This window comes from Bifidobacterium sp. FKU, assembly GCF_026016385.1.
Lineage (GTDB): Bacteria > Actinomycetota > Actinomycetes > Actinomycetales > Bifidobacteriaceae > Bifidobacterium > Bifidobacterium infantis.
Map to the genome: position 1 here is coordinate 957,736 of NZ_CP092888.1, position 23,975 is coordinate 981,710.

At 59.8% G+C, this 23,975-nt stretch carries 19 protein-coding genes, 1 pseudogene and 1 riboswitch; of the genes and pseudogenes, 11 read left to right on the forward strand and 9 right to left on the reverse strand.

Annotated elements, in window-relative coordinates; translation table 11 throughout:
- Positions 1–62: 62 nt before the first annotated feature.
- Genes MMB48_RS04260 through MMB48_RS04270 form a run of 3 tightly spaced genes read right to left on the reverse strand, consistent with a single transcriptional unit; the run spans position 63 to position 2,978 of the window.
- The gene (locus MMB48_RS04260) at positions 63–1,103 is read right to left on the reverse strand and encodes a LacI family DNA-binding transcriptional regulator (RefSeq protein ID WP_172664362.1); all 1,041 of its coding nucleotides are present in this window, start codon (positions 1,101–1,103) and stop codon (positions 63–65) included.
- A gap of 43 nt (positions 1,104–1,146) precedes the next feature.
- Positions 1,147–2,580 (reverse strand): serpin-like protein SerU, encoded by a 1,434-nt coding sequence (serU, locus tag MMB48_RS04265; RefSeq protein ID WP_050496318.1) that lies wholly within the window; start codon positions 2,578–2,580, stop codon positions 1,147–1,149.
- Positions 2,577–2,978: a hypothetical protein gene (locus MMB48_RS04270; RefSeq protein WP_012577175.1), complete on the reverse strand. Its 402-nt coding sequence runs from the start codon at positions 2,976–2,978 to the stop codon at positions 2,577–2,579. Before MMB48_RS04270 ends, serU begins: the two co-directional genes overlap by 4 nt.
- On the opposite strand from MMB48_RS04270, the pseudogene MMB48_RS11675 reads away from it, so the two are divergent.
- Positions 2,950–3,530, forward strand: a pseudogene (locus MMB48_RS11675) (2CS histidine protein kinase); the annotation flags it as partial. The gene MMB48_RS04270 and the pseudogene MMB48_RS11675 overlap by 29 nt on opposite strands.
- Positions 3,531–3,793: 263 nt before the next feature.
- On the opposite strand, the gene MMB48_RS04280 reads toward MMB48_RS11675, so the two are convergent.
- Both MMB48_RS04280 and thiD read right to left on the reverse strand, forming a co-directional pair.
- Positions 3,794–4,171: an MTH1187 family thiamine-binding protein gene (locus MMB48_RS04280; protein ID WP_032745311.1), complete on the reverse strand. Its 378-nt coding sequence runs from the start codon at positions 4,169–4,171 to the stop codon at positions 3,794–3,796.
- A gap of 64 nt (positions 4,172–4,235) precedes the next feature.
- Entirely contained in the window at positions 4,236–5,045 is an 810-nt protein-coding gene (gene thiD / locus MMB48_RS04285) for a bifunctional hydroxymethylpyrimidine kinase/phosphomethylpyrimidine kinase (protein WP_014484704.1), read from the reverse strand.
- A 126-nt stretch (positions 5,046–5,171) separates the two neighbouring features.
- Here thiD and MMB48_RS04290 point away from each other — a divergent pair, with 126 nt between their 5' ends.
- The gene (locus MMB48_RS04290; RefSeq protein WP_012577179.1) at positions 5,172–6,380 is read left to right on the forward strand and encodes an ATP-binding protein; all 1,209 of its coding nucleotides are present in this window, start codon (positions 5,172–5,174) and stop codon (positions 6,378–6,380) included.
- 37 nt (positions 6,381–6,417) lie between these two features.
- Here MMB48_RS04290 and thiC read toward each other — a convergent pair whose 3' ends face one another.
- Together thiC and MMB48_RS04300 are read right to left on the reverse strand one after the other, a co-directional pair.
- Positions 6,418–9,171 (reverse strand): phosphomethylpyrimidine synthase ThiC, encoded by a 2,754-nt coding sequence (gene thiC / locus MMB48_RS04295; RefSeq protein WP_032745309.1) that lies wholly within the window; start codon positions 9,169–9,171, stop codon positions 6,418–6,420.
- An 82-nt stretch (positions 9,172–9,253) separates the two neighbouring features.
- On the reverse strand, positions 9,254–10,198 hold the full coding sequence (locus MMB48_RS04300; RefSeq protein ID WP_032745308.1) for a hydroxyethylthiazole kinase: 945 nt from the start codon (positions 10,196–10,198) through the stop codon (positions 9,254–9,256).
- A riboswitch (TPP riboswitch) is annotated at positions 10,189–10,297 on the reverse strand. Its footprint overlaps the gene before it by 10 nt.
- A 336-nt stretch (positions 10,298–10,633) precedes the next feature.
- Between MMB48_RS04300 and MMB48_RS04305 the strand changes: the two genes are divergently transcribed.
- The 8 genes from MMB48_RS04305 to MMB48_RS04340 all read left to right on the forward strand — a co-directional run bounded on the left by MMB48_RS04305 (position 10,634) and on the right by MMB48_RS04340 (position 18,723).
- Positions 10,634–12,106 carry a glycine--tRNA ligase gene (locus MMB48_RS04305; protein WP_032745306.1) on the forward strand — a complete coding sequence of 491 codons (1,473 nt, stop codon included), beginning with the start codon at positions 10,634–10,636 and terminating at the stop codon, positions 12,104–12,106.
- Between the two features lie 91 nt (positions 12,107–12,197).
- Positions 12,198–13,442, forward strand: a complete 1,245-nt coding sequence (gene dusB / locus MMB48_RS04310; protein WP_080714924.1) for a tRNA dihydrouridine synthase DusB — start codon at positions 12,198–12,200, stop codon at positions 13,440–13,442.
- Between the two features lie 111 nt (positions 13,443–13,553).
- A complete protein-coding gene (gene ftsZ / locus MMB48_RS04315; RefSeq protein WP_032745305.1) occupies positions 13,554–14,756 on the forward strand; it encodes a cell division protein FtsZ in 1,203 nt (400 codons plus the stop codon).
- A 12-nt stretch (positions 14,757–14,768) separates the two neighbouring features.
- Complete coding sequence (locus tag MMB48_RS04320; RefSeq protein ID WP_032745304.1) at positions 14,769–15,248, forward strand: cell division protein SepF; 480 nt, start codon at positions 14,769–14,771, stop codon at positions 15,246–15,248.
- Positions 15,249–15,369: 121 nt separating this feature from the next.
- Complete coding sequence (locus MMB48_RS04325) at positions 15,370–15,672, forward strand: YggT family protein (RefSeq protein WP_032745303.1); 303 nt, start codon at positions 15,370–15,372, stop codon at positions 15,670–15,672.
- 139 nt (positions 15,673–15,811) lie between these two features.
- Entirely contained in the window at positions 15,812–17,191 is a 1,380-nt protein-coding gene (locus MMB48_RS04330) for a DivIVA domain-containing protein (RefSeq protein WP_032745302.1), read from the forward strand.
- Positions 17,192–17,212: 21 nt separating this feature from the next.
- Positions 17,213–17,761: a signal peptidase II gene (gene lspA / locus MMB48_RS04335; protein WP_032745301.1), complete on the forward strand. Its 549-nt coding sequence runs from the start codon at positions 17,213–17,215 to the stop codon at positions 17,759–17,761.
- On the forward strand, positions 17,761–18,723 hold the full coding sequence (locus tag MMB48_RS04340; protein ID WP_032745300.1) for an RluA family pseudouridine synthase: 963 nt from the start codon (positions 17,761–17,763) through the stop codon (positions 18,721–18,723). Before lspA ends, MMB48_RS04340 begins: the two co-directional genes overlap by 1 nt.
- Positions 18,724–19,448: 725 nt before the next feature.
- Here the strand turns inward: MMB48_RS04340 and MMB48_RS04345 are convergent.
- Complete coding sequence (locus tag MMB48_RS04345) at positions 19,449–20,099, reverse strand: ABC transporter ATP-binding protein (protein WP_032745299.1); 651 nt, start codon at positions 20,097–20,099, stop codon at positions 19,449–19,451.
- 57 nt (positions 20,100–20,156) lie between these two features.
- Positions 20,157–22,358, reverse strand: coding sequence for a hypothetical protein (locus MMB48_RS04350; protein ID WP_136527175.1), 2,202 nt, complete (start codon positions 22,356–22,358; stop codon positions 20,157–20,159).
- A gap of 720 nt (positions 22,359–23,078) precedes the next feature.
- Here MMB48_RS04350 and MMB48_RS04355 point away from each other — a divergent pair.
- Positions 23,079–23,945, forward strand: a complete 867-nt coding sequence (locus MMB48_RS04355) for a YihY/virulence factor BrkB family protein (RefSeq protein ID WP_080714922.1) — start codon at positions 23,079–23,081, stop codon at positions 23,943–23,945.
- The last annotated feature ends 30 nt before the right edge of the window (positions 23,946–23,975 follow it).

A 23,975-nucleotide genomic window follows, 5' to 3' on the forward strand; every position in this document is an offset into this window, starting at 1 on the left:
GTTCGACATGCAAAAAGGCCTCCGTGCTGAACGGAGGCCTTGAGAAATCGCGTGGGCCTCGGTTACTTCACCGAGGCCTTTTCGATCAGCGTGCAGTGGATCTTCGCCGGAATCGGCGCGTCGATCGGCGGCAGGGGAGCGGTGGTCGCTGGCCGTGAGACGTCGTCCATCGAGCGTCCTTCGATAATTGACACCAGCTTGGCCACGGCCCAGTAGCCCATCTCGAAATGCGGCAGTTCCACAGTGGTGAGCATCGGTTCCAGCGTTTCGGCGAACACGCGATGGTTGTCCACGCCGACCACGGAGATGTCCTTGCCGACCGTGAGTCCTCGGCGTGCGGCGCATTCGTACACATACCAGGCGCGGGCATCGTTGAAGCAGAAGAATCCGTCCGGATGCTCGGCGTCGAACAAATCGCTGACTGCGGTCAGTGCCGGCCCGCTGTTGAGCACATTGACGACCAGATGATCGTCATAGTCGAGGCCGGCATCCCTGAGCGCCGCCTGATAGCCTTCCAAACGACCGTCCTGCGCAATCATCGGCTCCGAGCAACCCACATAGGCGATACGTGCGCATCCGGCCTTAACCAATCTGGTGGTGGCGTCGTAGCCGATTCGGAACTCGTTCGGTTCGACGCTCGGGATTTTGCCAAGCGAGTCGGTGGCATCCACCAACACCAGTGGCGTCTTGGCTAGCGAAGAAGGCACATGGGTGATGCGGTTCGACATCTTGGCGTACAGGAAACCGTCGGTGCCGTATCGCTTGAGTGCGGCGATTTCCTCGCTCTCGCTGTTCTCACCGTCGGTGATCACGGTGATGAGAATATAGCCGAACTGGCTTGCGGCGGTCTGCGCGCCCAGAATCATACCGCCGGCGTACGGGGTGGTGGCCACCTCCTCGCTGATGAAACCGAGGATGTGTGTCTTGCCTGTACGCAGCGAACTGGCCAGCGGATTCGACCGGTAGCCGAGCTTGGTGGCGATGGCGCGCACATTGTCCGCAATTTCGGACTTTACGCGCCCCTCGTCGCGTCCGTTGAGCACCAGCGACACCGTAGAGACGGAAACCACCGCCTTGTTCGCGATTTCCTTCATCGTAGCCATGCGTCAAACGATACACCCTAATTGACGGACTGTTGGGAAAGCATCAGTTTTCTCCACCGACTCCGCCGAGGTTGCGCACCGCACCGATGAATAATGGTATGCCGTCCGGGGTGACGTACGAATACAGGAATGGGCGATCCACCGTGAATTCGACGTTGTCCACCGGCGCGCTAGTGAAGTCTGCGCCGGCTTTGGTGAAGGACATGGCCTTGGCGCCGGCCTCGTTCACCGCGATGCGCGTGCCCTGCAGAATCGAGCCGATATACAGGTTCTCGCCGTGCGAACCGGCGTCGACCATCTTGGTGAAGTCGGCGTCGCCTGCACTGAACGCATCGGTCACCCCCAGTTTTTCGAATGCCTTGATGGTGGCTTCCGAGTCGAACATGCTGTCGATGGTGAATCGCGGTAGCGTGACGTTCACCGTGGCCGAGTTGACGGAGACGCCCCATCCGGGCATACTGTCCGCGGCGCAACCCATTGCGCCCTCGCCAAGGGATGCCGACGAACACGTGCCGAACGCCCATCCGAGTTTCTGAGCATCGCCGGCCAACTCGTCAAAATGCCCTTCGGCCGGCAGCACGATGGCCAGATTGCCGCCGTTGTCGAACGGAATCTCCACCCGTTGCCAAGTGTTGTACTCATCATGTCCGTAAGCCATTTGGCTGAAGGCCCGGTGCATCATCGGCACCTGAGCATCTCCGGCTTCGCCGTGGAAGGTGCCGTCGCCGGTGGACTGCTCTTCGAACGGATCCTTCCAGCGGCCATCCGCATAGACGGTGTTGATGATGGACAGGACTTCACGGTCACGCAGCGTGATCTTCGGCTTGAGCGAACCATTCGTATGCTTGGCAATCCAATCGGACATCTTGGCGGCGGCCTGATCGTCGAACGGTAGCGTGGTGACTTCGGCCTCGAATATCTTCTTGACGGTGGATTGGTAATCGCTGGCAAGAGAGTAGTCGTTATCGATCCACAGCGAGTTCGCGGCGCTCATCTCGGATTTCGCCCCCGAATATTGCCCGTTGATCGAACTCAGCAGCGATTGGTAGTCGCTGTCGGCCAGCGAACCGGAGTCCAGCAGTTCGTTCAGTTGCGAGCGGGTCGTGCCATTGGCGCCCTGCGCGGCGATGGCCAACGCCATCCACATCGAAGCAGGGGAGTAGTTCACATTACCGGTGCCTCGGTCGCCGGCTCCCATCGCCAGGAATTCCGGTGCGGTGCGGTAGGCGAAGGCTGCGGTGCTGTCGACTACCGGCTGTGTGGCAGGCGTGGCCTTCGGCTTGAACATATTGCGAACCAGTGCGCTGCCATCGCCGGCCGTCCACCATACGCCGCCGGCGACGGCAAGGACAAGCACTACTGTCACGATGGCGGCGATACAAGCGTTACGGCGTTTGCGTTGTTTGCGCAACCGGTACTGTTCCATCAGTTTCTCGCTCATGGTCAGCCCCTTTGCTTGGATCGGCTCGTGCATCATTGCACGAAATCGCTATTTTCATTATATTGCTGCTTTCCCTTGAGCCCAGGAACGGTATGGGAACCCCGGCCGTAAGCGAAGATTGGTACAGCCGAATGCCAGCGGTCCGATGGTTGCGCTCGCCAATGGGAAGACAGACTGCCGGATCGTATCGAACCAAGTATCAGGTTAGTGATTCCCAACACCAATGGCCAGTGCAGCACCATACCGGGGAACCATACGAACAGGTTTTTGGCAGCCCTGTCAAGGACCTCGTCGGGCATGAGATACATTGATGAGCTCCACTGCAGCAGCAACAACACCGCTATCAGTACAACCATGCCAATCCAATGCGCGCGGTTCCATGTGAACAGTCGTTGCGTCCCGCGCTCGGCGGCGGACTGCCTTGCGGAGTTCATACTCGTTGCCATTGTGGGGTGGATGGCGTTTCGTCCGGTCACCGGATGCGTGGCGGTGGCTCTTCATCCAGTGGGTCTGACAGCGCAGGGCGGTCGGGAAGCGACTTCACCGGAAGCGCCCATGAATCGAGCGGTTCTTCTGCCGAGCATCGCACTGGGCAAGTGATTCTTGGTGCGATTGCCTTCTATGGTGTGATGCCAGTGGCCGTGCTGTTTATTGGCTTCATGCTTGGTGGCATGGCGGCGCGATGGAATCACGAACGCAGCTTGGCTCGAGCGGAGTTGGCTCACCGCCGTCAGCAGGAACGCACAGCTCAGGACATTCACGATTACGTATCCAATGATTTGGCATACCTGATTTTGCGATTCGACAACAATATTGCCGATGGCAAGACCCCTTCTGAAGAAGAATTACGCAAACTGCGTAGCGTGGCTATGGGCGCATTAGATCGCACGCATCAGGTCATTGATGTTATTGAAGGCAGGGGAGAAGCGGCGCACAGTGCAGTGACTCCGCATGATTCGACCGTTGATGCCGCTTCTGGCATTGCAACTGCGCGAGCATTTATATGCCCCACTTACGCTCTTACCCTGTTGAAAGAAGGAAAAAGGCAGAGCCGTGATTCCCATGGGGCGGTAAAACACTCATGGGGCGGTTAGCGGATTTTGCCTTTCCGCAGAATAGAGCCGTTTTCGCCTACCGCCCCATGAAGGTTTTACCGCCCCATGAGATATTTACCGCCCCATGGGTGAGCTACCGCCCCATGAAACGTGTAATAACAAAGCATGCCCTTGCTGGTGGAAGCAATGCTTTGCTACTTCGCCCGCTTGTCGGCGAGGATCTCGTCCACCAGCTTGGGCTTTTCGGTCAGCTGGCCGGTGAAGCCGGGACGGATATCCATGTGCAGCACCAGAGAAGTGCGGTAGCCCTGCTCGGCGAGCTTCTTGGCGGCCTCACCGGCCACCTTGAGCACGTCGTCCAGATTGCCTTCCACGTTGGTGAACAGGGCGTTGGTTTCCTGCGGCAGGGCGGATTCGCGAATCACTTCGACGGCCTGAGCCACGTATGGTGAAACCTCGGAGCCCACGCCATTGGCCGACACCTGGATGGCTGCCACGGTGTTGAGGTACGGTTTGCCGGTTTCCGGGTCGATCGGCACTTCCTGAGTAACGGCATTACGGTCAAGAACCATGATTCTCCTTTTTCAGTAGTGTTAAGCTCCCCTGACAGGGGGGAGCTTAACAACCACACTTATGTCAGCGATACTTCCAGAGATGATCCATCGGGCCGGAGCCGTGGCCAAGATTCAGCTGGGCCTTCAGCGCACCGGTCAGGTACTTCTTCGCATGCTTGATGGCCTTGGGCAACGTGTCGCCAAGCGCCAGATACGAGGCGATGGCGGAACTCAGCGTGCATCCGGTGCCGTGCGTGTTCGGATTATTGATACGCGCGCCATCAAACCAGGTCACGGTTCCATCCGTCTCGGCAAGCACATCGTTGGCATCCTCGGTGCCATGACCACCCTTGACCAGCGCGGCACAGCCGTAACGCTCCACGATGCGGTGGGCGGCGGCCTCCATATCCTCCTGATCGCGAATCAGCGTATCGGTCAGCACTTCGGCCTCGGGAATATTCGGAGTCACGACCGTAGCCATCGGGAACAGCTTGCCGGTCAAGGCCGCAATGGCATCGTCACTGATGAGCTTGGCACCGGAAGTGGCCACCATAACCGGGTCGAGCACGATGTTCGTGGCGTGATGGAAGGTGAGTCGTTCAGCAATGACGTCGATGATGTCAGTGGCAGACACCATGCCGATTTTCACCGCGACCGGCGGAATATCCTCAAACACCATGTTGATCTGGTCGGCGAGAATGTCCGGTTTGGTGTCCTGAATGGAACGCACGCCGGTGGTGTTCTGTGCGGTGAGCGCGGTGATGGCGCTCATGCCGAACACGCCGCAAGCCAGCATGGTCTTCAGATCGGCCTGCATGCCGGCACCGCCGGACGAGTCGGAGCCGGAGATCGCGAGAACAGCGGGAAGTGTAGATGTTGCAATCTGTGCCATAGTGTTCATTCTAAGTGGGGCCCATGATGTTTTTCGGAGCGGTTTTCCTTGATGTTTTGCCGCTCCTGTGGTGAGATGGGAGGGTTTGCTGATTGCGATTGATTCATGAAATGTTCGGGAGGGGACATGGCTGATAACGATGTACTGCGCCGTGACGGCGTCTTGGTACGCATCACCGGTTTTGACGATGAACGCACCGCATATTTTGGCGTAATGCCTAATGGGCACACCACACAGCTCACATTTCCGCGTCAGGAGGTGTTCGATGTGGGCGACGTGTTGCTCGTCGGCACGGATTTCTATCGTAAAGTGCCGCATGATGTGTGGCCGTTGAAGCCCCGTGTGGGCATCGTGCGCCGTGCGCTCAACGAAGGCGTGGTCCTGGAGACTTCCGATGGCCTCGAACTGCTTGAAGGCGATTACCCGAATTCGATCATGCCCGGCAACACCGTGCAGTTCACCGACCTGTTCGGCATCGAACGAGTGCTGTGGCCCACGGCCATCCGCCCAGGCGAATCCGATCACGATGACGACATCAAGCAGTACCGCATCACGCCGGGCAGCGATCCGTCGCTTACCTTCGATTCGTTCGGCGGTTATGAGCAGGTGATCACGCGCGCCAAGGAGCTTATCGAAACGCAGCTGGGCAACAGTGCGCAGATGCGTGCGATCGGTGCCAAGCCGATCAAGGGCGTGATTTTCACCGGTGCTCCGGGCACCGGTAAAACACATCTGGCCCGCATCATCGCCAATGTGGCGGACGCGCAGTTCTATCTGGTGTCCGGCCCGACCATCGTGAGCAAGTATGTGGGCGATAGTGAGGAAACGCTGCGCATGATTTTCGCCGCCGCGCAGGCGGACAAGCGCGCCATCATCTTCTTTGATGAGATCGATTCGATTGCGTCCTCGCGCGAGAACGATACCAATGGCGTCGGCAAGCGCTTGGTGGCGCAGTTGCTGACGTTGATGGATGGTTTCGAGTCCAAGGGCAATGTTGTGGTGGTCGCTGCGACCAATCGTATTGAGGACGTGGATCCCGCTTTGTTGCGTCCGGGCCGTTTCGACTGGCAGATTCCTTTCCCAATGCCGTCCGAGCACGACCGTTTGGGCATTCTGCAGGTGCAGGCCCGTTCGTTGTCAATCGAGGGCGAACTGCCGTTGGTGGATATCGCGCAGCGAACCGAAGGCTGGAGCGGCGCCGAAGTGTGCGCCATCTGGACCGAGGCCGCTCTGGTGGCCGCCAAGGACCGACGCGGCGCGATCCGTGCTGCCGACCTCGTCACCGCCTTCGAGCGAGTCGAGCGTCGTCCCGAATTAAGACACCACCGGGCATAATAATTGGCTCCCCTCTCTGAGGGGAGCCAGAGAAAAATTACTCCTGGGCGGTGGAGTAGAGCTTGCCGCCTTGGGCGGTGTACTTTTCGCTCATCGCATCCATGCCGGCGAGGATTTCTTCGGGGCTGAGCACGTTGGCGGACACCACGTCGTTATCGACATTGGCCTTGGCCTTAGCCAGTGCCTCGGAGTCGATGCCAGCAGCAGCCTCCTTCACGATTTGCTGCTGAGCGGCCTCGCCGCCGAATGCCTTGCGGATGTTCTGGGAGATGGCCATCGAGCAGAACTTCGGGCCGCACATCGAGCAGAAGTGCGCCATCTTGGCCGGCTCGGCAGGCAGGGTGTCATCGTGGAAGGCGATGGCGGTGTCCGGATCGTAGGACAGATTGAACTGGTCGAGCCAACGGAACTCGAAGCGAGCCTTGGAAATCGCGTTGTCACGATCCATCGCGTGCGGGTGGTGCTTGGCGATGTCTGCGGCGTGGCAGGCGATCTTGTAGGCGATCACGCCCTGCTTCACATCATCCTTGTTCGGCAGGCCAAGGTGTTCCTTCGGGGTCACGTAGCACAGCATAGCGGTGCCGTAACGACCGATCTCGGTGGCGCCGATGGCGGAGGTGATGTGGTCGTACCCCGGAGCGGTATCGGTGGTCAGCGGTCCGAGGGTGTAGAACGGGGCGCCCTTGCACACCGACTTCTCCAGTTCGATGTTCATGCGTACGGTATCGAACGGCACGTGGCCCGGGCCCTCGATCATCACCTGCACGTCCTTGGCCCAGGCGCGCTCGGTCAGCTCGCCCAGAGTCATGAGCTCGGAAAGCTGCGCTGCGTCGTTCGCGTCGGCCAGGGAGCCGGGGCGCAGGCCATCGCCCAGAGAGAACGCCACGTCGTACTTGGCGAAGATGTCGCACAGCTCGTCGAAGTGCGTGTACAGGAAGCTCTCCTGGTGGTGGCGCAGGCACCAGTCGGCCATGATGGAGCCACCGCGGGAGACGATGCCGGTCACGCGGTTGGCGGTCAGCGGCACGTAACGCAGCAGCACGCCGGCGTGGATGGTCATGTAATCCACACCCTGCTCGCACTGTTCGATCACGGTGTCGCGGAACAGCTCCCAGCTCAGCTTGGAGGCATCATCCTCGACCTTCTCGAGGGCCTGGTACATCGGCACGGTGCCGATCGGCACGGGGGAGTTGCGCAGAATCCACTCACGGGTGGTGTGGATGTCGTTACCGGTGGACAGGTCCATCACGGTATCGGCGCCCCACTTGGTGGCCCACGTCAGCTTCTCCACTTCCTCGTCGATGGAGGAGGTGACGGCCGAGTTGCCCATGTTGGCGTTGAGCTTGGTCAGGAAGGCGGATCCGATAATCATCGGCTCGGCTTCGGGGTGGTTGATGTTGCAGGGCATCACCGCGCGGCCGGCGGCCAGCTCGGAGCGCACGAGCTCAACATCGCAGTTCTCGCGGGTGGCCACGTACTGCATCTCCGGGGTGATGATGCCGTGGCGGGCGTACCACATCTGGGTGATCGGGTGGTCCTTGGCGCGCATCGGCTGGTGCTTGCGTCCACGCCATTCCTTGGTAGCGCGGCCGCGCTTGATGGCGCGCTTACCATCGTCCTCAAGGTTGCGGCGGCGGCCCTCGTAGTCTTCGATGTCGCCGCGGTCGCGGATCCAGTCGAGACGCAGGGGCTTCAAACCTTCCTTCGGGTCGCACTTGGGGCCTTCGGTGTTGTAGTCGTGGAACGGCGGGTTCGGGCCCACGCCGGGCGTGTCGCTCAGCTTGATTTCGGTGTACGGCACTTCCAGGTCGTAGGAACCGTACTGATAGGTGAACGGTACGGACTTGGTCTTGCGGATGTGCGCCTTGTCGCGCTGCTTGGAACCACGGGCGGCGATGTCCACGCGCTGCTGCTTGGCGAGCTTCTGGGCGTCCTTGGCGTCCTTGGCGTTGGTGAACTTCTTCTCAGTGGCCTCGGAGCCAGGCTTTGCGGCCCCTTCCTGAGCAGCCTGAGTGTCAGCAGCGGGGGTGTGGGTTACGACGCGCGGCGCGTAGCCGTGCTTCTTGTCACCGCGGATGGCCTTCCAGCCTTCGACCATGGCGCGCGCGGCCTCTTCCGGGTTCTCGGCACCCGCGATGGCGGAGACCGCGAACCAGCCAGCGGCCTTGGTGTCGGCGAGCATGGCCATATCGGCTGCGGTCACGCCGCCGCCCACGACCACCGGGAACTCGCTGGCGACGCAGATGGTGTTGATCTGGGCGGCGTCCAGCGTCTTGCCGGAGCCGTCGTTGCCGCCCACGGAAGCCTCGGGCTTGGTGGTGGAGACGTGCAGAGGGCCGGCGCCGATGTAGTCAATGCAGCCGTCGGGCAGCTCGTTGATGAGCTGAACGAGGCTTTCGGTCTCAGCCGACAGACCCACGATGGCCTCGTCGCCGAGCAGGGCGCGGGCTTCGCGCGGCTCCATGTCGGTCTGGCCGATGTGCACACCGTCCACCTTGATGCCCTTGCGGCGGGCCTGCCACACCACGTCGGCACGGTCGTCGATCACAAAGGCCACGGAATCGGACTTCTCATTGTCCTCGATGATCTGCGCGATGTCGCGGGCCATGTCGGTCAGCTCAGAGGCATCGGCCTCCTTGGCGCGCAGTTGGATGAAGGTTGCGCCGCCGTGCAGAGCCTGATCCACCACGTCGGTCAGCGGACGGCCTTTGCAGTCCTCCGGCCCCACCACGAAGTACGCGGACAGGTCGAAGCTGTCTCGCATGGAGGCGTATGGGTATTCATTACTCATTATTATTCCTACCTTTGTTGTTTCTTGTGGAAGTCTTATTGGGAAAAACTGTTACGAGCTCCCTCATCAGAGGGAACTGAAACTACTGCACAAAAATCTCGGATTCCGCCACCTGTTCGGCGGTCACATTCCACAGCGCGTCAAGGAACGCGACCTGGAATGAGCCCGGCCCGTGCGAAGTCGTATCGGCTATCTCTCCCGCGCGGTTGTACAGCAGAGATGCGGACAGAGCGGCGGTCAGCGGATCGGAAACCGCCAGATATGTGGCAGCCACGCCGCCCAGCGAGCAGCCGGCACCGGTGATCTTGGTCATCATCGCGCTGCCGCCCGGCAGTCGGTACACGGTTTCGCCGTCGGTCACCAGATCGGCGATGCCGGACACGGCCACGGCGCAGCGGGTGGAAGCGTCATGGGAGGAATGCTTGGCGTGCTGTTCGGTCAGATACTGTGCCAGCGCCATCGCCGCACCGGTTGCGGACTCCACGCCATCGACGGATTCCACTCCGGCGGGGCGGTGCTCGGAAGTGTCCCCCACGGTTTCGGTATTGAGCCCCCACATGTTCGCCAGCGCGATTACCTCGGAGGCGTTCGCGCGAATCATGGTCGGGGGAGCGGCCTTGAAGGCCTGAAGAATAGCGGTGCGGGTGCGGCCGATGCCGGCGGCCACTGGGTCGAGCACCCACGGCTTGTCCAAGTAGTTGAGTCGCTGGGCGATTTCGGGCAGCGCGTCCTTATAGAACGGCAGCAGCGTGCCCACGTTGATGTAGTTCGCGCCCGCGATTTTCGCGGTTTCGATCACGTCGTCCGGCAGGAAACTCATGGCCGCAGTGCCGCCGGCCGCCAGTTGCGCGTTGGCAACCAAATTAATGGTCACAAAATTGGTGAATGACTGGGCCAACGGAGTCGTCTCGCGTACGCGGCGAACGGCATCGGCGATATTGTCGCGGATGGGTGAATCGGCTGGAACCGGAGTCCCGGCGGTACAACCGCTGGACATACCGGTAAACGATGATGCACTATTGCTCATTTACTGCTCCCTACGATGGTCTTAACCAACAGGTTCTAAGGGTCAGGCTCAGGCCTTTCTCAACTCGCGAACCACATGCGAGTCCCCCTGCACTACAGTGCCGACGCTATGCGCCAACATGGACATTATCGTGACGGATTTGTTCGATACGTGTCGTCAGGTCTGGCGCGTCCCGTCCATTCGTGATATGTGGACGCCTCCGCCGAGCAACATCTCCCGAATTTGTGACGCTAACGCGATGTCAGTGGTACAAATTGGGGAAGGGCAAAACAACAGGAACAATATGGAGGTGTTTGCGATATAGGAATCGCTGCGAACGGCCGCTCGTGAGACGCGGAACATATACCGGACAATGCCGCCTGACCTGTCACCATATACGGCTATCCTGAAGCGGTTGTTATTAGACCCCAAACCGTTCAAACCAGAAGGTGCATTGTGGCTCAGTCCAAACTCGATGAAGTCGTATCCCTTGCGAAGCGTCGCGGCTTCGTGTTCCCCGCCGGCGAAATTTACGGCGGCACCCGTTCCGCTTGGGATTACGGCCCCCTCGGCGTCGCTCTCAAGGACAATATCAAGCGTGAATGGTGGCGCTCCATGGTCGTCACCCGTCCTGATGTCGTCGGTGTCGACACTTCCATCATTCTGCCGCCCGAAGTGTGGGTGGCGTCCGGCCACGTGAGCGTGTTCAACGATCCGCTCGTCGAGTGCCTCAACTGCCACAAGCGCAACCGCGCCGACAAGCTCGAGGAATCCTACGCCGAGAAGCACGGCGACAAGATGCCGGAAAACGGCATGAAGGACATCGTCTGCCCGAACTGCGGCACCCGTGGCCAGTGGACCGAACCGCGCGACTTCAACATGATGCTGCGCACCCACCTCGGCCCGGTCGAGGACGAGAACAGCCTGCACTACCTGCGTCCGGAGACTGCACAGGGCATCTTCGTGGACTTCAAGAACGTGATGACCTTCTCCCGTTCCAAGCCGCCGTTCGGCATCGCCAACATGGGTAAGTCCTTCCGTAACGAGATCACCCCGGGCAACTTCATCTTCCGCACCCGTGAGTTCGAGCAGATGGAGATGGAGTTCTTCGTCACGCCCGGCACCGATGAGGAATGGCACCAGTACTGGATCGACGCCCGCACCCGCTGGTACATCGACCTCGGCGTCAAGCCGGAGAACCTGCGCCACTACGAGCATCCGAAGGAAAAGCTCTCCCACTACTCCAAGCGCACCGTGGACATCGAATACAAGTTCGGCTTCCAAGGTTCCGACTGGGGCGAGCTCGAAGGCATCGCCAACCGTACCGATTACGATTTGAGCGCGCACTCCAAGCACTCCGGCGAAGACCTGAGCTACTTCAACCAGGCCACCGGCGAGAAGTACGTGCCGTACGTCATCGAACCGGCCGCCGGCCTGACCCGCTCCCTGATGTGCTTCCTCGTGGACGCCTACGATGTGGACGAGGCCCCGAACACCAAGGGCGGCGTCGACAAGCGCACCGTGCTGCGTCTCGACCCGCGTCTGGCCCCGGTCAAGGCCGCCGTGCTGCCGCTGAGCAAGAAGCCTGAACTGCAGACCGTGGCCCAGAACCTGGCCGACGACCTGCGCTTCAACGAATGGATGATCGACTACGACGAGTCCGGTGCCATCGGTCGTCGTTACCGTCGTCAGGACGAGATCGGCACCCCGTTGTGCATCACCGTGGACTTCGACACCCTCGAAGACCATGCCGTGACCATCCGCGAACGTGACACCATGGCCCAGGAGCGTATCGCCCTCGACAAGGTGGCCGATTACGTGGCCGCCCGCATCGGCGAGAAGCGCACCCGCGTGCCCCTGAAGCCTGTGGAAATGGGCGGTGAGCCTTGGCCTGAGTCCGGCGTTCAGGAAGCCGGCGGTCTGTACTAAAGACGGGTCTGTATAGAGGCTCCCCTCTATGAGGGGAGCTGTCCACGAAGTGGACTGAGGGGAGCCAAAGCTATTTCAGAACAGGAACCACATGGCAGAATCTGAAACCGAAACCACCATCACCGCTACTCACGAGACCAACAATCTCGACCCGCGTACGGACGCGCCGGCACGGCCCGAGACTCCGGTACACATCGCCCCCGTGCAGCTCGGCAACATTACCGTGCCGACCCCGGTGGTGCTTTCGCCGATGGCTGGCGTGACCAACTGGCCGTTCCGCGTGATCTGCGAGGAATACGGTCCCGATGGTCTTTACGTGGCCGAGATGATCACCGCGCGGGCCCTCGTGGCGCGTAATCCGAAAGCCCTGCGTCTCTGCCATTTCGCCAGAAGCGAAAAAATTCGTTCGCTGCAGTTGTATGGCGTGAATCCATCCATCACCGAACAGGCGGCGAAAATCGTGGTCGACGGCAACATGGCCGACCATGTGGACCTGAACTTCGGTTGCCCGGTACCCAAGGTCACTCGCCGCGGGGGAGGCTCGGCCCTACCATGGAAAACCGACATATTCACCGAGCTCATCCAGCGTGTGGTCGCCGCATGCGAGCCGGCGGGCATCCCCGTCACCGCGAAGATCCGCGTCGGCATCGACCATGACCATGAGACCTTCCTCGAAGCCGGACACATCGCGCAGGAGGAGGGCTGCAAGGCCGTAACCCTGCATGCCCGCACCACCGCCGAATACTATGGCGGTCATTCCGACTGGTCACGCATCGGCGAGCTTAAGGAACACCTCAACATTCCGGTATTCGGCAATGGTGATATCTGGGGTGCCGAGGACGCGCTCGAAATGGTGCGCGAGACCGGCTGCGACGGCGTGGCCATCGGCCGCGGATGTCAGGGCCGGCCGTGGCTGTTCGCCAACATCAGAAACGCCTTCGAGGGCAATACCGAACGGCTCAACCCGAATCTGGGCGAGGTCTGCCGGGTGATTCACCGTCATGCCGAGCTGCTTACCGAGTTTTATGAGGGCGATGAGATGATGGCCGTCCACGATCTGCGCAAGCACATCGCCTGGTATCTGAAAGGATTCCCGGTGGGTGGGTCCACCCGCAAGGCCTTTATGGAATGCGAGAGCCTGACCGATGTGGACCGCGAGATCGGCAAGCTCGACCCGACCATCGAATACCCGCCACGCGTGGTCGACAAACCGCGCGGCCGCGTGCGTTTCGCCAAGAAGGTGCACTTGCCGTATGGGTGGTTGGAATCGCGCACCACCACCCACGAAGAGCGTGAGGCGCTCTTCGGTGACGACCCAATGGACGCCAGTTACTGAGAAAATACTGAAAATACACGCAACACGCGCCATTCTGCGCGTGAATTTCCCTCCAAGAGTAGCCTGTTTGCGCTACTCTTGGGTGTAACCGTGAAGTGACAGGAGCCAAACGTGAGCGAGATCGCGCAGAATGAGTTCAACGACAAGACCAACATCAAGGTTGTTGGCGTCGGCGGTGCCGGCGGTAATGCCGTCAATCGCATGATTGCCGAGGGACTGCAGAATGTTGAATTTGTGGCGGTAAATACCGATGCGAAGGATCTTCTGCGCTCCGACGCCGACGTGAAAATCTCCCTGTCCGATCAGTCCAGCCGCGGACTCGGCGCTGGCGCGGACCCGGAGAAGGGTGCTAAGGCCGCACAGGATCATCAGTCTGATATCGAGGAATCCCTGAAGGGTGCCGACATGGTGTTCGTCACCTGCGGTGAGGGTGGTGGCACCGGTACTGGCGCCAGCCCGATCGTCGCTCGTGCGGCTCATCAGCAAGGTGCTCTCACCATCGCGGTTGTCACTCGTCCGTTCAGCTTCGAAGGTCCTCAGCGTTCCGCTTCCGCCGAATACGGCATCGACAACCTGCGCAAGGAAGTCGACGCGCTGATCGTCATCCCGAACGATCGCCTGCTTGAGCTTTCCGACCGTTCCATCGGCATCATCGAAGCCTTCAAGACGGCCGATACCGCACTCCTCGCCGGCGTGCAGGGCATCACTGACCTCATTTCGATGAATTCCTACATTCACGTCGATTTCTCCGACGTGAACTCCATTCTTCGTGGCGCTGGTACTGCGCTGTTTGGCATTGGTTCCGCGCGGGGCGAAGACCGCGCCACCCAGGCCGCCGAAATCGCCATCAGCTCCCCGCTGCTTGAGGAGAGCATCGAGGGTGCCCACGGCGCGTTGATCAACATTGCCGGCCCGACCGATCTGAAGCTGCAGGAGGCTTCCGCCGCCACCGAGCTTGTACGCAAGGCCATTCACCCCGAGGCCCAGATCATCTGGGGTCTTGCTCTGGATGATGCCTATGGCGACGAAGTGCGTGTTACCGTCATCGCGGCCGGTTTCGATCCGGTTACACCGCAGGATCCCTCTGCCGCCGCTCCGGCAATTGCCGTACCGGCCGCCCAGCCGGCTGCCACGCAAACGCAGCAGCCCGCCGCCGCTCCAGCCGCCCAGCCCGTGGCCACTCCGCGTCCGGAATTCACCCCGACGACCGCAGACCCGGCATCCCTGCCCTTTGACGATCCGACTACCTCGCATCCGGACATCGCCGTGAACGATCCCGCCGGCGATCTCGACATTCCTGATTTCCTGCGCTGAAAGGACTAATCCATGGCTGGGTTCATGAAAAACGCGATGTCCTATCTGGGCATGAGCGACGTTGTGGACGATGAGGACGACTACATCGAAGAGGACGAGGAGCAGAAGCCGGCTCCGAAGTCCGCATTCGATTCCGACCATACGGTCACGCCGTTGGCGTCAACCACCGCGCCTGCCGCATCGTCGACCACCAAGCCGTTCCCCGGTGGCCGCGTGAACAGAATCACCACCATCCATCCGAAGTCATATGAGGATGCTCAACTGGTCGGTCGCGCATTGCGTGACGGTGTTCCGGTCGTACTGAATCTCACCGATGTGGCCGAAGCCGTGGCATATCGCATTGTGGACTTCTCCGCCGGCGTGGTGTTCGGCGTGCGTGGTTCCCTCGAGCGTGTCACTCCGCGCGTGTTCCTGTTGAGCCCGGCGCAGGTGAACATCAAGGTCGAAGAGACGACAAAACCAGCCTCGGCACACGATTTGTTCGCTGACTGACCGGTTCAGTAGTTTTCGTATTCGACGTTATATCGGTATTCGGCCGACTCCCAGCAAGGAGTCGGCCGATTCTTATTGTGCTCCGAGCAAACTTTTCATGCGTGGTTGTTAGTCTGTCAGCATGCTTTCCTTAGTGTTCTCTCTGATCGGCCGCATTCTTGCATGGCTCATCAACGCGTATATCACGGTTCTGTTCGTGCGCATGATTCTGGACTGGGTCTCCGTTTTCGCACGAAACTGGTATCCACGTGGTGTGGTGGCCCAGCTGATCAACATTGTGTATTCCATTACCGAACCCCCTCTGCGCTGGCTACGTCGCTATATTCGTCCATTGCCGCTCGGCCCGATTTATCTTGATGTCAGCTTCATCGTGCTGTATCTTGCGCTGGTGGTACTAGAAAGTGTTGTTCTGATAGTGTTCTGAGGCCGTTTTTAACCCGCCGGAGGCATATATATGGCATAAAAACCCACGTCGAATGTTCTGAAACGATGGGGTCGTGATAGCATTCTGACTTGAGACCAACGTAAGTGCGGGCAATGCCCCAAAGCGAGGTGCAAGATTTATGGCTCTGTTGACGCCGAAGGATATTAGGGAGCATACCTTCCAGACTGTTCGATTCAAGGAAGGTTATGATGTCGACGAAGTCGATGACTTCCTTGATCAGGTCACGGAAACCGTCGAGGCTCTTGGACGTCAGGCGGTAGCCGGCGGTCAGGCCACCCAGTCTCTTGGTCCTGACGTGACCAACCTTAATGCGAAGATCTCCGATCTTACCGGTCAGGTGCAGCAACTCCAGTCGGAGAATGCTGGTTTGAAGAACGCTGTGGCTCAGGCCCAGCAGGCCGCTCAGGCTGGCAATGATCAGGCAGCACAGCTTGCCTCTGCCAAGCTCAGCGAAGCCGAGGAATCCAACCGCGCGCTGTCCTCCCAGAATGAGCAGCTCAAGGGTCAGGTCGATCAGCTGAACGCTCAAATCGATCAGCTCACCGCTCAGGCCGCTCAGGCCTCCGGTAACCAGGAAGCCGTCGGCCAGCAGATCGCCGCCATTCAGCAGGAACGTGATCAGTTCCGCGCGGCCAACGAGGAGCTGTCCCGTCAGCTCGCCGCTGCTCAACAGGAGGGTTCCGCCGCTCAGCAGCAGTCCGCTCAGATCGCTGAGCTGTCTCGTCAGCTCGAAGAAGCCAAGCAGCGTGAAAACCAGCTTCGTGCCCAGGTTTCCAAGGTCGAGCCGAGCACTGAGACCGGTTCTCTGCAGAAGATCGCTGGCGCCGCTTCCATGCCGGGTACCGAGCCCGAGCGCGCTACCGCCATGCTGACCCTGGCTATGCAGCTGCACGATCAGTACGTGGAGAAGGGCAAGAACAAGGCCAAGGAAATCACCGAGGCCAGTCAGAACAAGTACAACGACCTGGTCACCAAGGCCAACAACTACTCCGAGCGTACCCGCTCCGAGGCCGACGACTACTCCACTCGTACTCGTTCCGACGCCGACACCTATTCGGATCGTACCCGCTCCGAGGCCGACGCTTACCGTGACCAGACTCACGCGGATGCCGAGACCTACTCCCAGAACACCCGTTCTGAGGCCGACGCATACTCCGTCAAGACTCGTCAGGATGCGGACAACTACTCCAAGTCTCAGCACGATGACGCTGACAACTACGAGAAGGAAGTGCAGCAGCGTGCCGCCGAGTATGACAAGAACACTCGTTCCGCAGCTGATGCGTACGACAAGAACACCCGCTCTGCAGCCGATACGTATGCCGAGCAGGTGCGCGACAACCTTCAGGCTCAGTCCAAGGTCGTCGAGGGCAACATCCAGAGCCTCAAGCAGTTCGAGACTGAATACCGCGCCCGCCTCACCGAGTACCTCGGCCAGCTGGCATCGCAGGTTTCCGAGTCGAACAACTACGTCGACCAGACCTCGTCCAAGACCAACTGAGCGTAGGCAGGTACAGGTCGTATGACGAACCAACAGGGACGGCTGCGCACTCGCGTGGCCGTCTTTGCATGTGTGGCCGCGGCTGCGCTGATTGTCGATCAGCTCACCAAGGCTTGGGCGATGGCCGCGTTATCCAACGGTCGGACCATTCGCGTGATTCCCGGACTGCTGTCCTTCACCTTGGTGCGTAATCCGGGCGCGTCCTTGGGTATGGGATCAGGCGCTACTTGGGCAATCAGTCTGTTGGCCGTTGTGGCTTGCGTGGCCCTTGCTGTGGCTGGGGTGCGCACTGTCTCCATGAAATGGTCGGTGGCGCTTTCTTTCGCGTTTGCAGGCGCTTTGGGCAACCTGATTGACCGTGTTATGTACGCTGACGGCTTCCTCAACGGCAAAGTGGTGGATTTCCTTAACTATGGCTGGTCCGTTGGCAATGTGGCGGATATCTATCTGGTAGTCGCCGGTGTGGTCTTGGTGATTCTGATTCTTATGGGGGAGCCGTTCTCCCACAAGGATCTTATCGAGCAATCCGACGAATCCCTACAGTCTGGGCCGGAGGCGGACGCCAAGTAATGAGTCGAATGGTCCCTGCTCCCGATGCATTGGTGGGTAAGCGTTTCGACGTAGCCGTGGCCAAGATGCTGGGTATTTCACGATCTAAAGCCGCCGATTTGGTCGACTCCGGACAGGCGCGCGTTTTAGGGCGTGAAGTTGCGCGGTCCAGCACGTTGCAGGCGGGGGAGACCGTCGAATTTGATTTGGCGGAGGAACAGGCCGGGCCTGAGCCTATCGCAACTGATATGGCTGTTGTCTACGAAGACGATGATGTCGTCGTGGTCGATAAGCCTGTAGGCGTGGCGGCGCATGCCTCGGTTGGCTGGACCGGTCCCACGGTATTGGGATCGTTGCGTGATCGTGGCGTGCATATCGCTTCCTATGGCGCGGCCGGGCGTGAAGGCATTGTTTCTCGCCTTGATGTAGGCACTTCCGGCTTGATGTTGGTGTGCAAGTCCGACCTTGCGTACACCGAGATGCGTCGGCAGTTCGCCGAGCATGAGGTAAAGAAAACCTATCATGCGCTCGTGCAGGGCGGTCTTAAAGAGAACAAAGCGACCATTGAGGCACCGATCGGGCGCGCCAAAGTGTCCGATTTCCGCTTCTGCGTGACTCCGGCCGGCAAACCGGCCGTTACGCATTGGGATGTGTTGGAGCGTTTCGGCCATGAGGCCACACTGGTATCCGTGAATCTGGAGACCGGACGCACCCATCAGATTCGCGTGCATTTCTCATCGATTGGGCATCCCCTGTGCGGCGACCCCATGTATGGTGCCAATCCGGTGCTGTCTGAAGCTTTGGGACTTGACCGGCAGTGGCTGCACGCCATGAAGCTCGAATTCCGTCATCCCCGCACCCGCGTCTGGACCACGGTCCGGTCCCAGTACCCGGCCGACTTGGCTGCCGCCCTCGATGCCATGCGTGCCCGACACATCGAACCCGCTGAACCTGCCGAACATGCCGAAGTTCTGGTGGACTAATTCCGCAACGTGTGCATCATGCGTTTTAATATTTAGATTCAGTTCCAGCCTCGCCGGATTCATCCCAGAATAACGAGAGATCGGTAATGATGGCTCTCCGTCATGACCATACCCCAAGTGACTGCGGATGCTGAGTACCGTTCAGGCCAATGGTCGGTAACCGTACGTGAATTACCGGTATTTCCGCTCAACGTGTCTCGGTACTCCAGCGTGAAGTGAACAGAAATGAGCCAAAGCAGTAAGGCTGAGTACGAGTATTCGTGGCCGTCATCAATCGATGGTGGTCATTGGGATTCGCGCCATGTACTACGCAGTATGTTGTACGCTCTGCCGAGCTGTGACTGGATTCTGGGGTCCGCAGCCGGTTGACGAGGCTGAAGGCATGTAAAACTTATGCATACTGATCTGTTTTCTTAAATTTGGCTTTATCAATGGCGTCGCGCAGGCTCTTTACCCGCGTTCGGATTCGATCGTTCGTTTTCTCCATGGTCGTCCAGGCTCGATTGAGCCGGACCGGTGCCATATCCGGATCGCAGATGACTGGCGATTCCGGAAGATCTACGAAAACGTCATCTTTAGATGACGATTCAACGTTTCATATTGCAGGTCTCCTTACGGGGCGTTACGTCCGATCGCATTCTTTGAACAATGGGCCACCTAGATTTCCGAGGAGATTGAAGGGCAACACGTGACTTCGGTAGACCAAGGCTGCCGGAATATCTCCGTCAAACCGCCTGTAGCTCGATGGTGTTGTCGCATTGTGCGGCGATGCCAAGATCGTGGGTGACGATGATGAGGGTCTTGCCGTATTCGTGCTGGAGTCGGAGCATTTCGTCGAAGACATGTTGGGCGAGATCGCGGTCGAGCGCGCCGGTGGGCTCGTCGGCGAGGATCAAATCCCCGGGCTTCAATATGCATCGTGCGAGGGCGACGCGCTGCTGTTCACCGCCGGAGAGGGTCATGATCTTGTCTCCCGCGACATGGCCGAGTCCGAGCCGGGAGAGCATGGCCTTGGCCTTGCGCTGCCTGACCTGTTTGCTGTCACGGGTGAAGCGCATGCCGAGGGTGACGTTGTCAAGGGCGCTCATGTCGTTGATGAGTGCGTATGACTGGAACAGGTAGTTGATCTTGCCGCGGCGCAGCATGGTCGCCCGGCGCCCGTCGATGCCCGGCAGGGGCTGCCCGTCGAGCGTGATCGCCCCTCCGGTGGGCGTATCCAGCAGGCCGATGATGTTCAGCAGCGTGGATTTGCCTGAGCCGGACGGGCCGGTGATGGCCATGCTGGTGCCTTCCTCCACGCTGAAGGACAGGTTGCGCAGGATGGTGCGGCTGCCGTAGGTCTTGCAGAGGTGGTCGGCGGCGAGTTTCGTGTTCATGATGATGCTCCTTGGAGGGAAGACCGGGAATATGCCGCGTAATGCGTGCGATGGGTGTTATTCGGATTTGATCATGACCTGCACCTGCCCGGAAGACAGGGTGCGGGACTGGACGGCCAACAGGATCAGCTGGAAGACGAACGTCGCGGCGGCGGCGATGGAGCCGGCCGTAGATCCGAGCAGTACGGTGGCCAGGATCGATATGGCGGACACCACGGCGACCATGACGAACGCGGGCGCGAAGATGCCCGTGAGCGAATAGCCAAGGAGGCGTTTGACGGCGATGGTCTCCCGGTAGGTCACCGCGTAGACACGGCATAGGGTGGCCATGCCGATCAGCTGGAACAGGGCCGCGAGCAGGGCGATGCCGCCGAACAGTTGGATGAACTCGGTCAGGCTTTTGCGCAGTCCGGCGATGAAGTCGCTGGCTGGTCGGTAGATCGGGTTGTTGTCCTCCAGACGGTATTCGGCCAGGTATTCGGGCGTCGTGTATTGCCGTGCTGCGGTTTCGCCCAGCTTGATGTAGCTGTTCGTCAGGCCGGTCGCGCCGAGGCTTTCCGCCTCGAACGGCGTCATGTCCGCGCCGGTGGCCACGAGGATCACCGGGTCCGTGGTTTCGGCGGGCTGGCTCAGGTCGTCGCTCCATGTGAACAAGGGCGTGGACGGATGGTAGGTGGCGAATCCGATCTTGCCGGTATCCATGAACGTGGTGTGGATGTTGCTGTTCCAGTCCTTGTATTTCATGCTGGTCTCGGTCAGGTAGCCTCTTATGCGCTCCTGTTCCGCCGCGTCCATGGTGTCGGGGATCAGGAACATACGTTCGCCGGCCTTGGCGCGCGCGACCGTGTCCTGGTCCAGATCGAATCCCTGGTCCTTCAGATAGTTCGGGGAGACAATAAAGTACCAGAACGCCTGCTCGGGCACCTGCTCGTACAGTCCCTTCCATTGTGCGAGCAGACCGGCATCGAAGTGGCGGGTGTTGGCGATGTACACGCCGTCCCTGCCCTCGATGGACGTATACCAGTCGTACACCTCGCGCATGTGGTCGCCGGACGTGCCCGACGATTCGGTGTGGTTCGTGCCGCGCGAATCCTTGTACAGGAGTCGCAGCGAATCGTATCGGCCCCACCGGGCGTTGACCTGTCCGAGTTTGGAAACCTCGTTCATCGGCGCGTCCAGCGCATGCGCGCCCGCGACCAGGCCGGCGGAGGCCAACACGTACACCACGGCGATCACCGCCAGCAACGCCTTCTTCGATACCCGGTTGCGTATCGCCGCGACCGGACGCACCGACAGCAGCACCAACGCCCCCAACGCCGATGCGGCCAGCACGATCCCGACCACCATCGCACCAGGCATCAGGCCCGTCACCACCAGCTGCACGGTGACCGGGAAACCCTCCATGCCCCACAAAGTCACGGCGAACGGCACCACCATCGACACGAGAGCGCACACCATCAGCGGCCGGTATATCCGCACGGCGTACCCCAGACGCGACCATCCCAACAGCAGATACACGCCCAGACGGGAGAACTCCTGAAACGCACCCAACACCAGCAGCAGCACCAGCGCCACTGCCGCCACGGCCAGCAGCGCCAACGCGATCATCCGCATGAAGCTGTCCTCTGTGCTGGAGCCATGCAACGGGGACGTCAGTCGGTCCGCATCGATGCCGCTCGCCTCGCTCACGCGCTGCGCCAACGCCCGGAACCCAGTGTCGTCAAGACCGATGATCCGGTAGTCGCCGTTGACGGTGCCGGAGAGACGCTCCAACGTGTCCAATCGGACCACGACCAGCCGCCCGCCGAATCTCGCGGCCGGCAAAGAGGCAATCATGTCGGCGCTCACCCGATCCAACCCCAAGGTCGCATCGGCATCCGACCGAAGCAGACGCGACAACAAGTCCAAATCAAGCACGTCAACGCCCTGGTAACGGAACGTCACCTCATCGGAATGCGCACCCACGTCGCCATACACGCCCAAGCGATACCCCTCCACGGATCCGTCCACGGGCGAGACCAGCACATCCGAACGCACCACAACCGCATGAGCCTCCTCTACACCGCTCATCAACGCATTCAACGTTCGGGAGGAACGCTCCTGCGGTACATCGGACAGCGATAGCGCCCGCCCTTGCAAGGGGTACGCGCGCACCGCCGCCATATATCCATCACCCAACGCAAACAACGACAGCATGCCCGACAACATCGCCATCACGACAATCACCAGACATGACGACCAACGTAACCACCTATGCATCAGACATCACCTTCTTGAATGGGACATGTGCCCGTGTTCGCTGATATCACCCAGAACAATCCCAAGCTTGAACCGGTCCGAAGAACTCCACCTGATGCTGGACCGTCAGCAAAAGCGGTACCTACAGGAGTAGCGAAGAGGACGACTGTCATCAGCGTGCACAGTAGCGCTTTTGTTTTCTCATGAAAGCTCCTTTGCATATTCATGTTGAGGTTGTAGCGTCATTGTCGAACCAATGCGATGTATGGTTCTGGGCCTTTTCCGTCGAGAATCGTCAGATGCCGTCGCTTGGTGTTAGTGCAGTGTATGCCTCATCATGTAGGAAGAATTGTCGTGACCAACGTAAATCGCAACTCCCCTTCTTATAGATTTGAGTTCACCGATAGTCACGCGGTAGTCGTCTATGCCTGCCGTGCTGATTGATAGGACGCGAGATGTTATTTAGAATGGACTTATACCGGTACTCCTGCCGCTGATTTCTTACAGAACAAAGTCTACCACCGATAGAGGCGATTACTCTTGTCGCTGGTTGTCCTGTCATCTAAAGATGACAGGACAACCAGCGATTCTTCAGGTTTCTTCATTGACGTTGTTTTGTTCCTGCCGAGATGTGCATAATGGATCCGCGTCTGCGGGAGCCACGGCCTGACGCGGTCGATGGGCGCGAAGGGCCTTAAAAATTGAATTCGGGACAATGGTAACAACAGCTACAGTTGAACTATGCATGGGTTGAAGAGTGCGATTGACAGGGCAGCGGACGCGTGGGCGCGTTCGCTGCCTGGGCGCGTGCTCGACCGGTATGTGTCGCGGCGCGGCCCCCTGCTGGCGAATGGTCTGGCATATGGTCTGCTATTCGCCTTTTTTGCCGGCGTCTGGATTGCGGTGAGCGTGTTCGGCCTTATCATGGTCGGCAACATTGATTGGCAGCAGATGCTGATTGACGCGGTGCGTGAAGTCATTCCCGGTGTGGCCGACTCGTTTCTGACGTCTTCCGCACTAAACACCATGTCAAGCACATTGACGTGGACCGGTCTGGCCACGTTGGCCATATTCTGGTGGACGGTGACCGGCTGGATGAACTCGCTGCGCCACGCCGTACGGTCCATGTTCGACGACTGCGGCGACGAGCTCAATATCGTCGTCGCAAGGTTACGCGATACGCTTGCCGCCATCGCCATCGCAATACTGTTCATTCTTTCGACCGCGGCCGGTACGGTGTCCGGTGGCATCGTACGCCGACTGCTGCAATGGGGTGGCATCCCCAGCAGTTCGTTGCCCGGCACCGTGCTTTTGGAGATGACCGGTTTCGGTACCGGTGTCGCGCTGAATTTCGCGTTGTTCATGTTGCTGCTGCGTGTGGTCTCCCACATCAAAGCCGGACGATTCACGATATTCGGCGCGTTACTGGGATCTCTGACGGTTTCCGCAATGCAGCTTCTCGGTGCGCGACTATTAGCCGGAGCCTCCCGCAATCCGCTGCTCGCACCGTTCGCCGCGTTGATCGGCGTGCTCATTTGGTTCAATCTCGTCGCCCAGGTCATCATGCTGTGCGCCGCCCTCATCGCGGAGTGCCGACGGGAATGCTGAACGGCCGCCCAGACCACACGGTATGGTGGA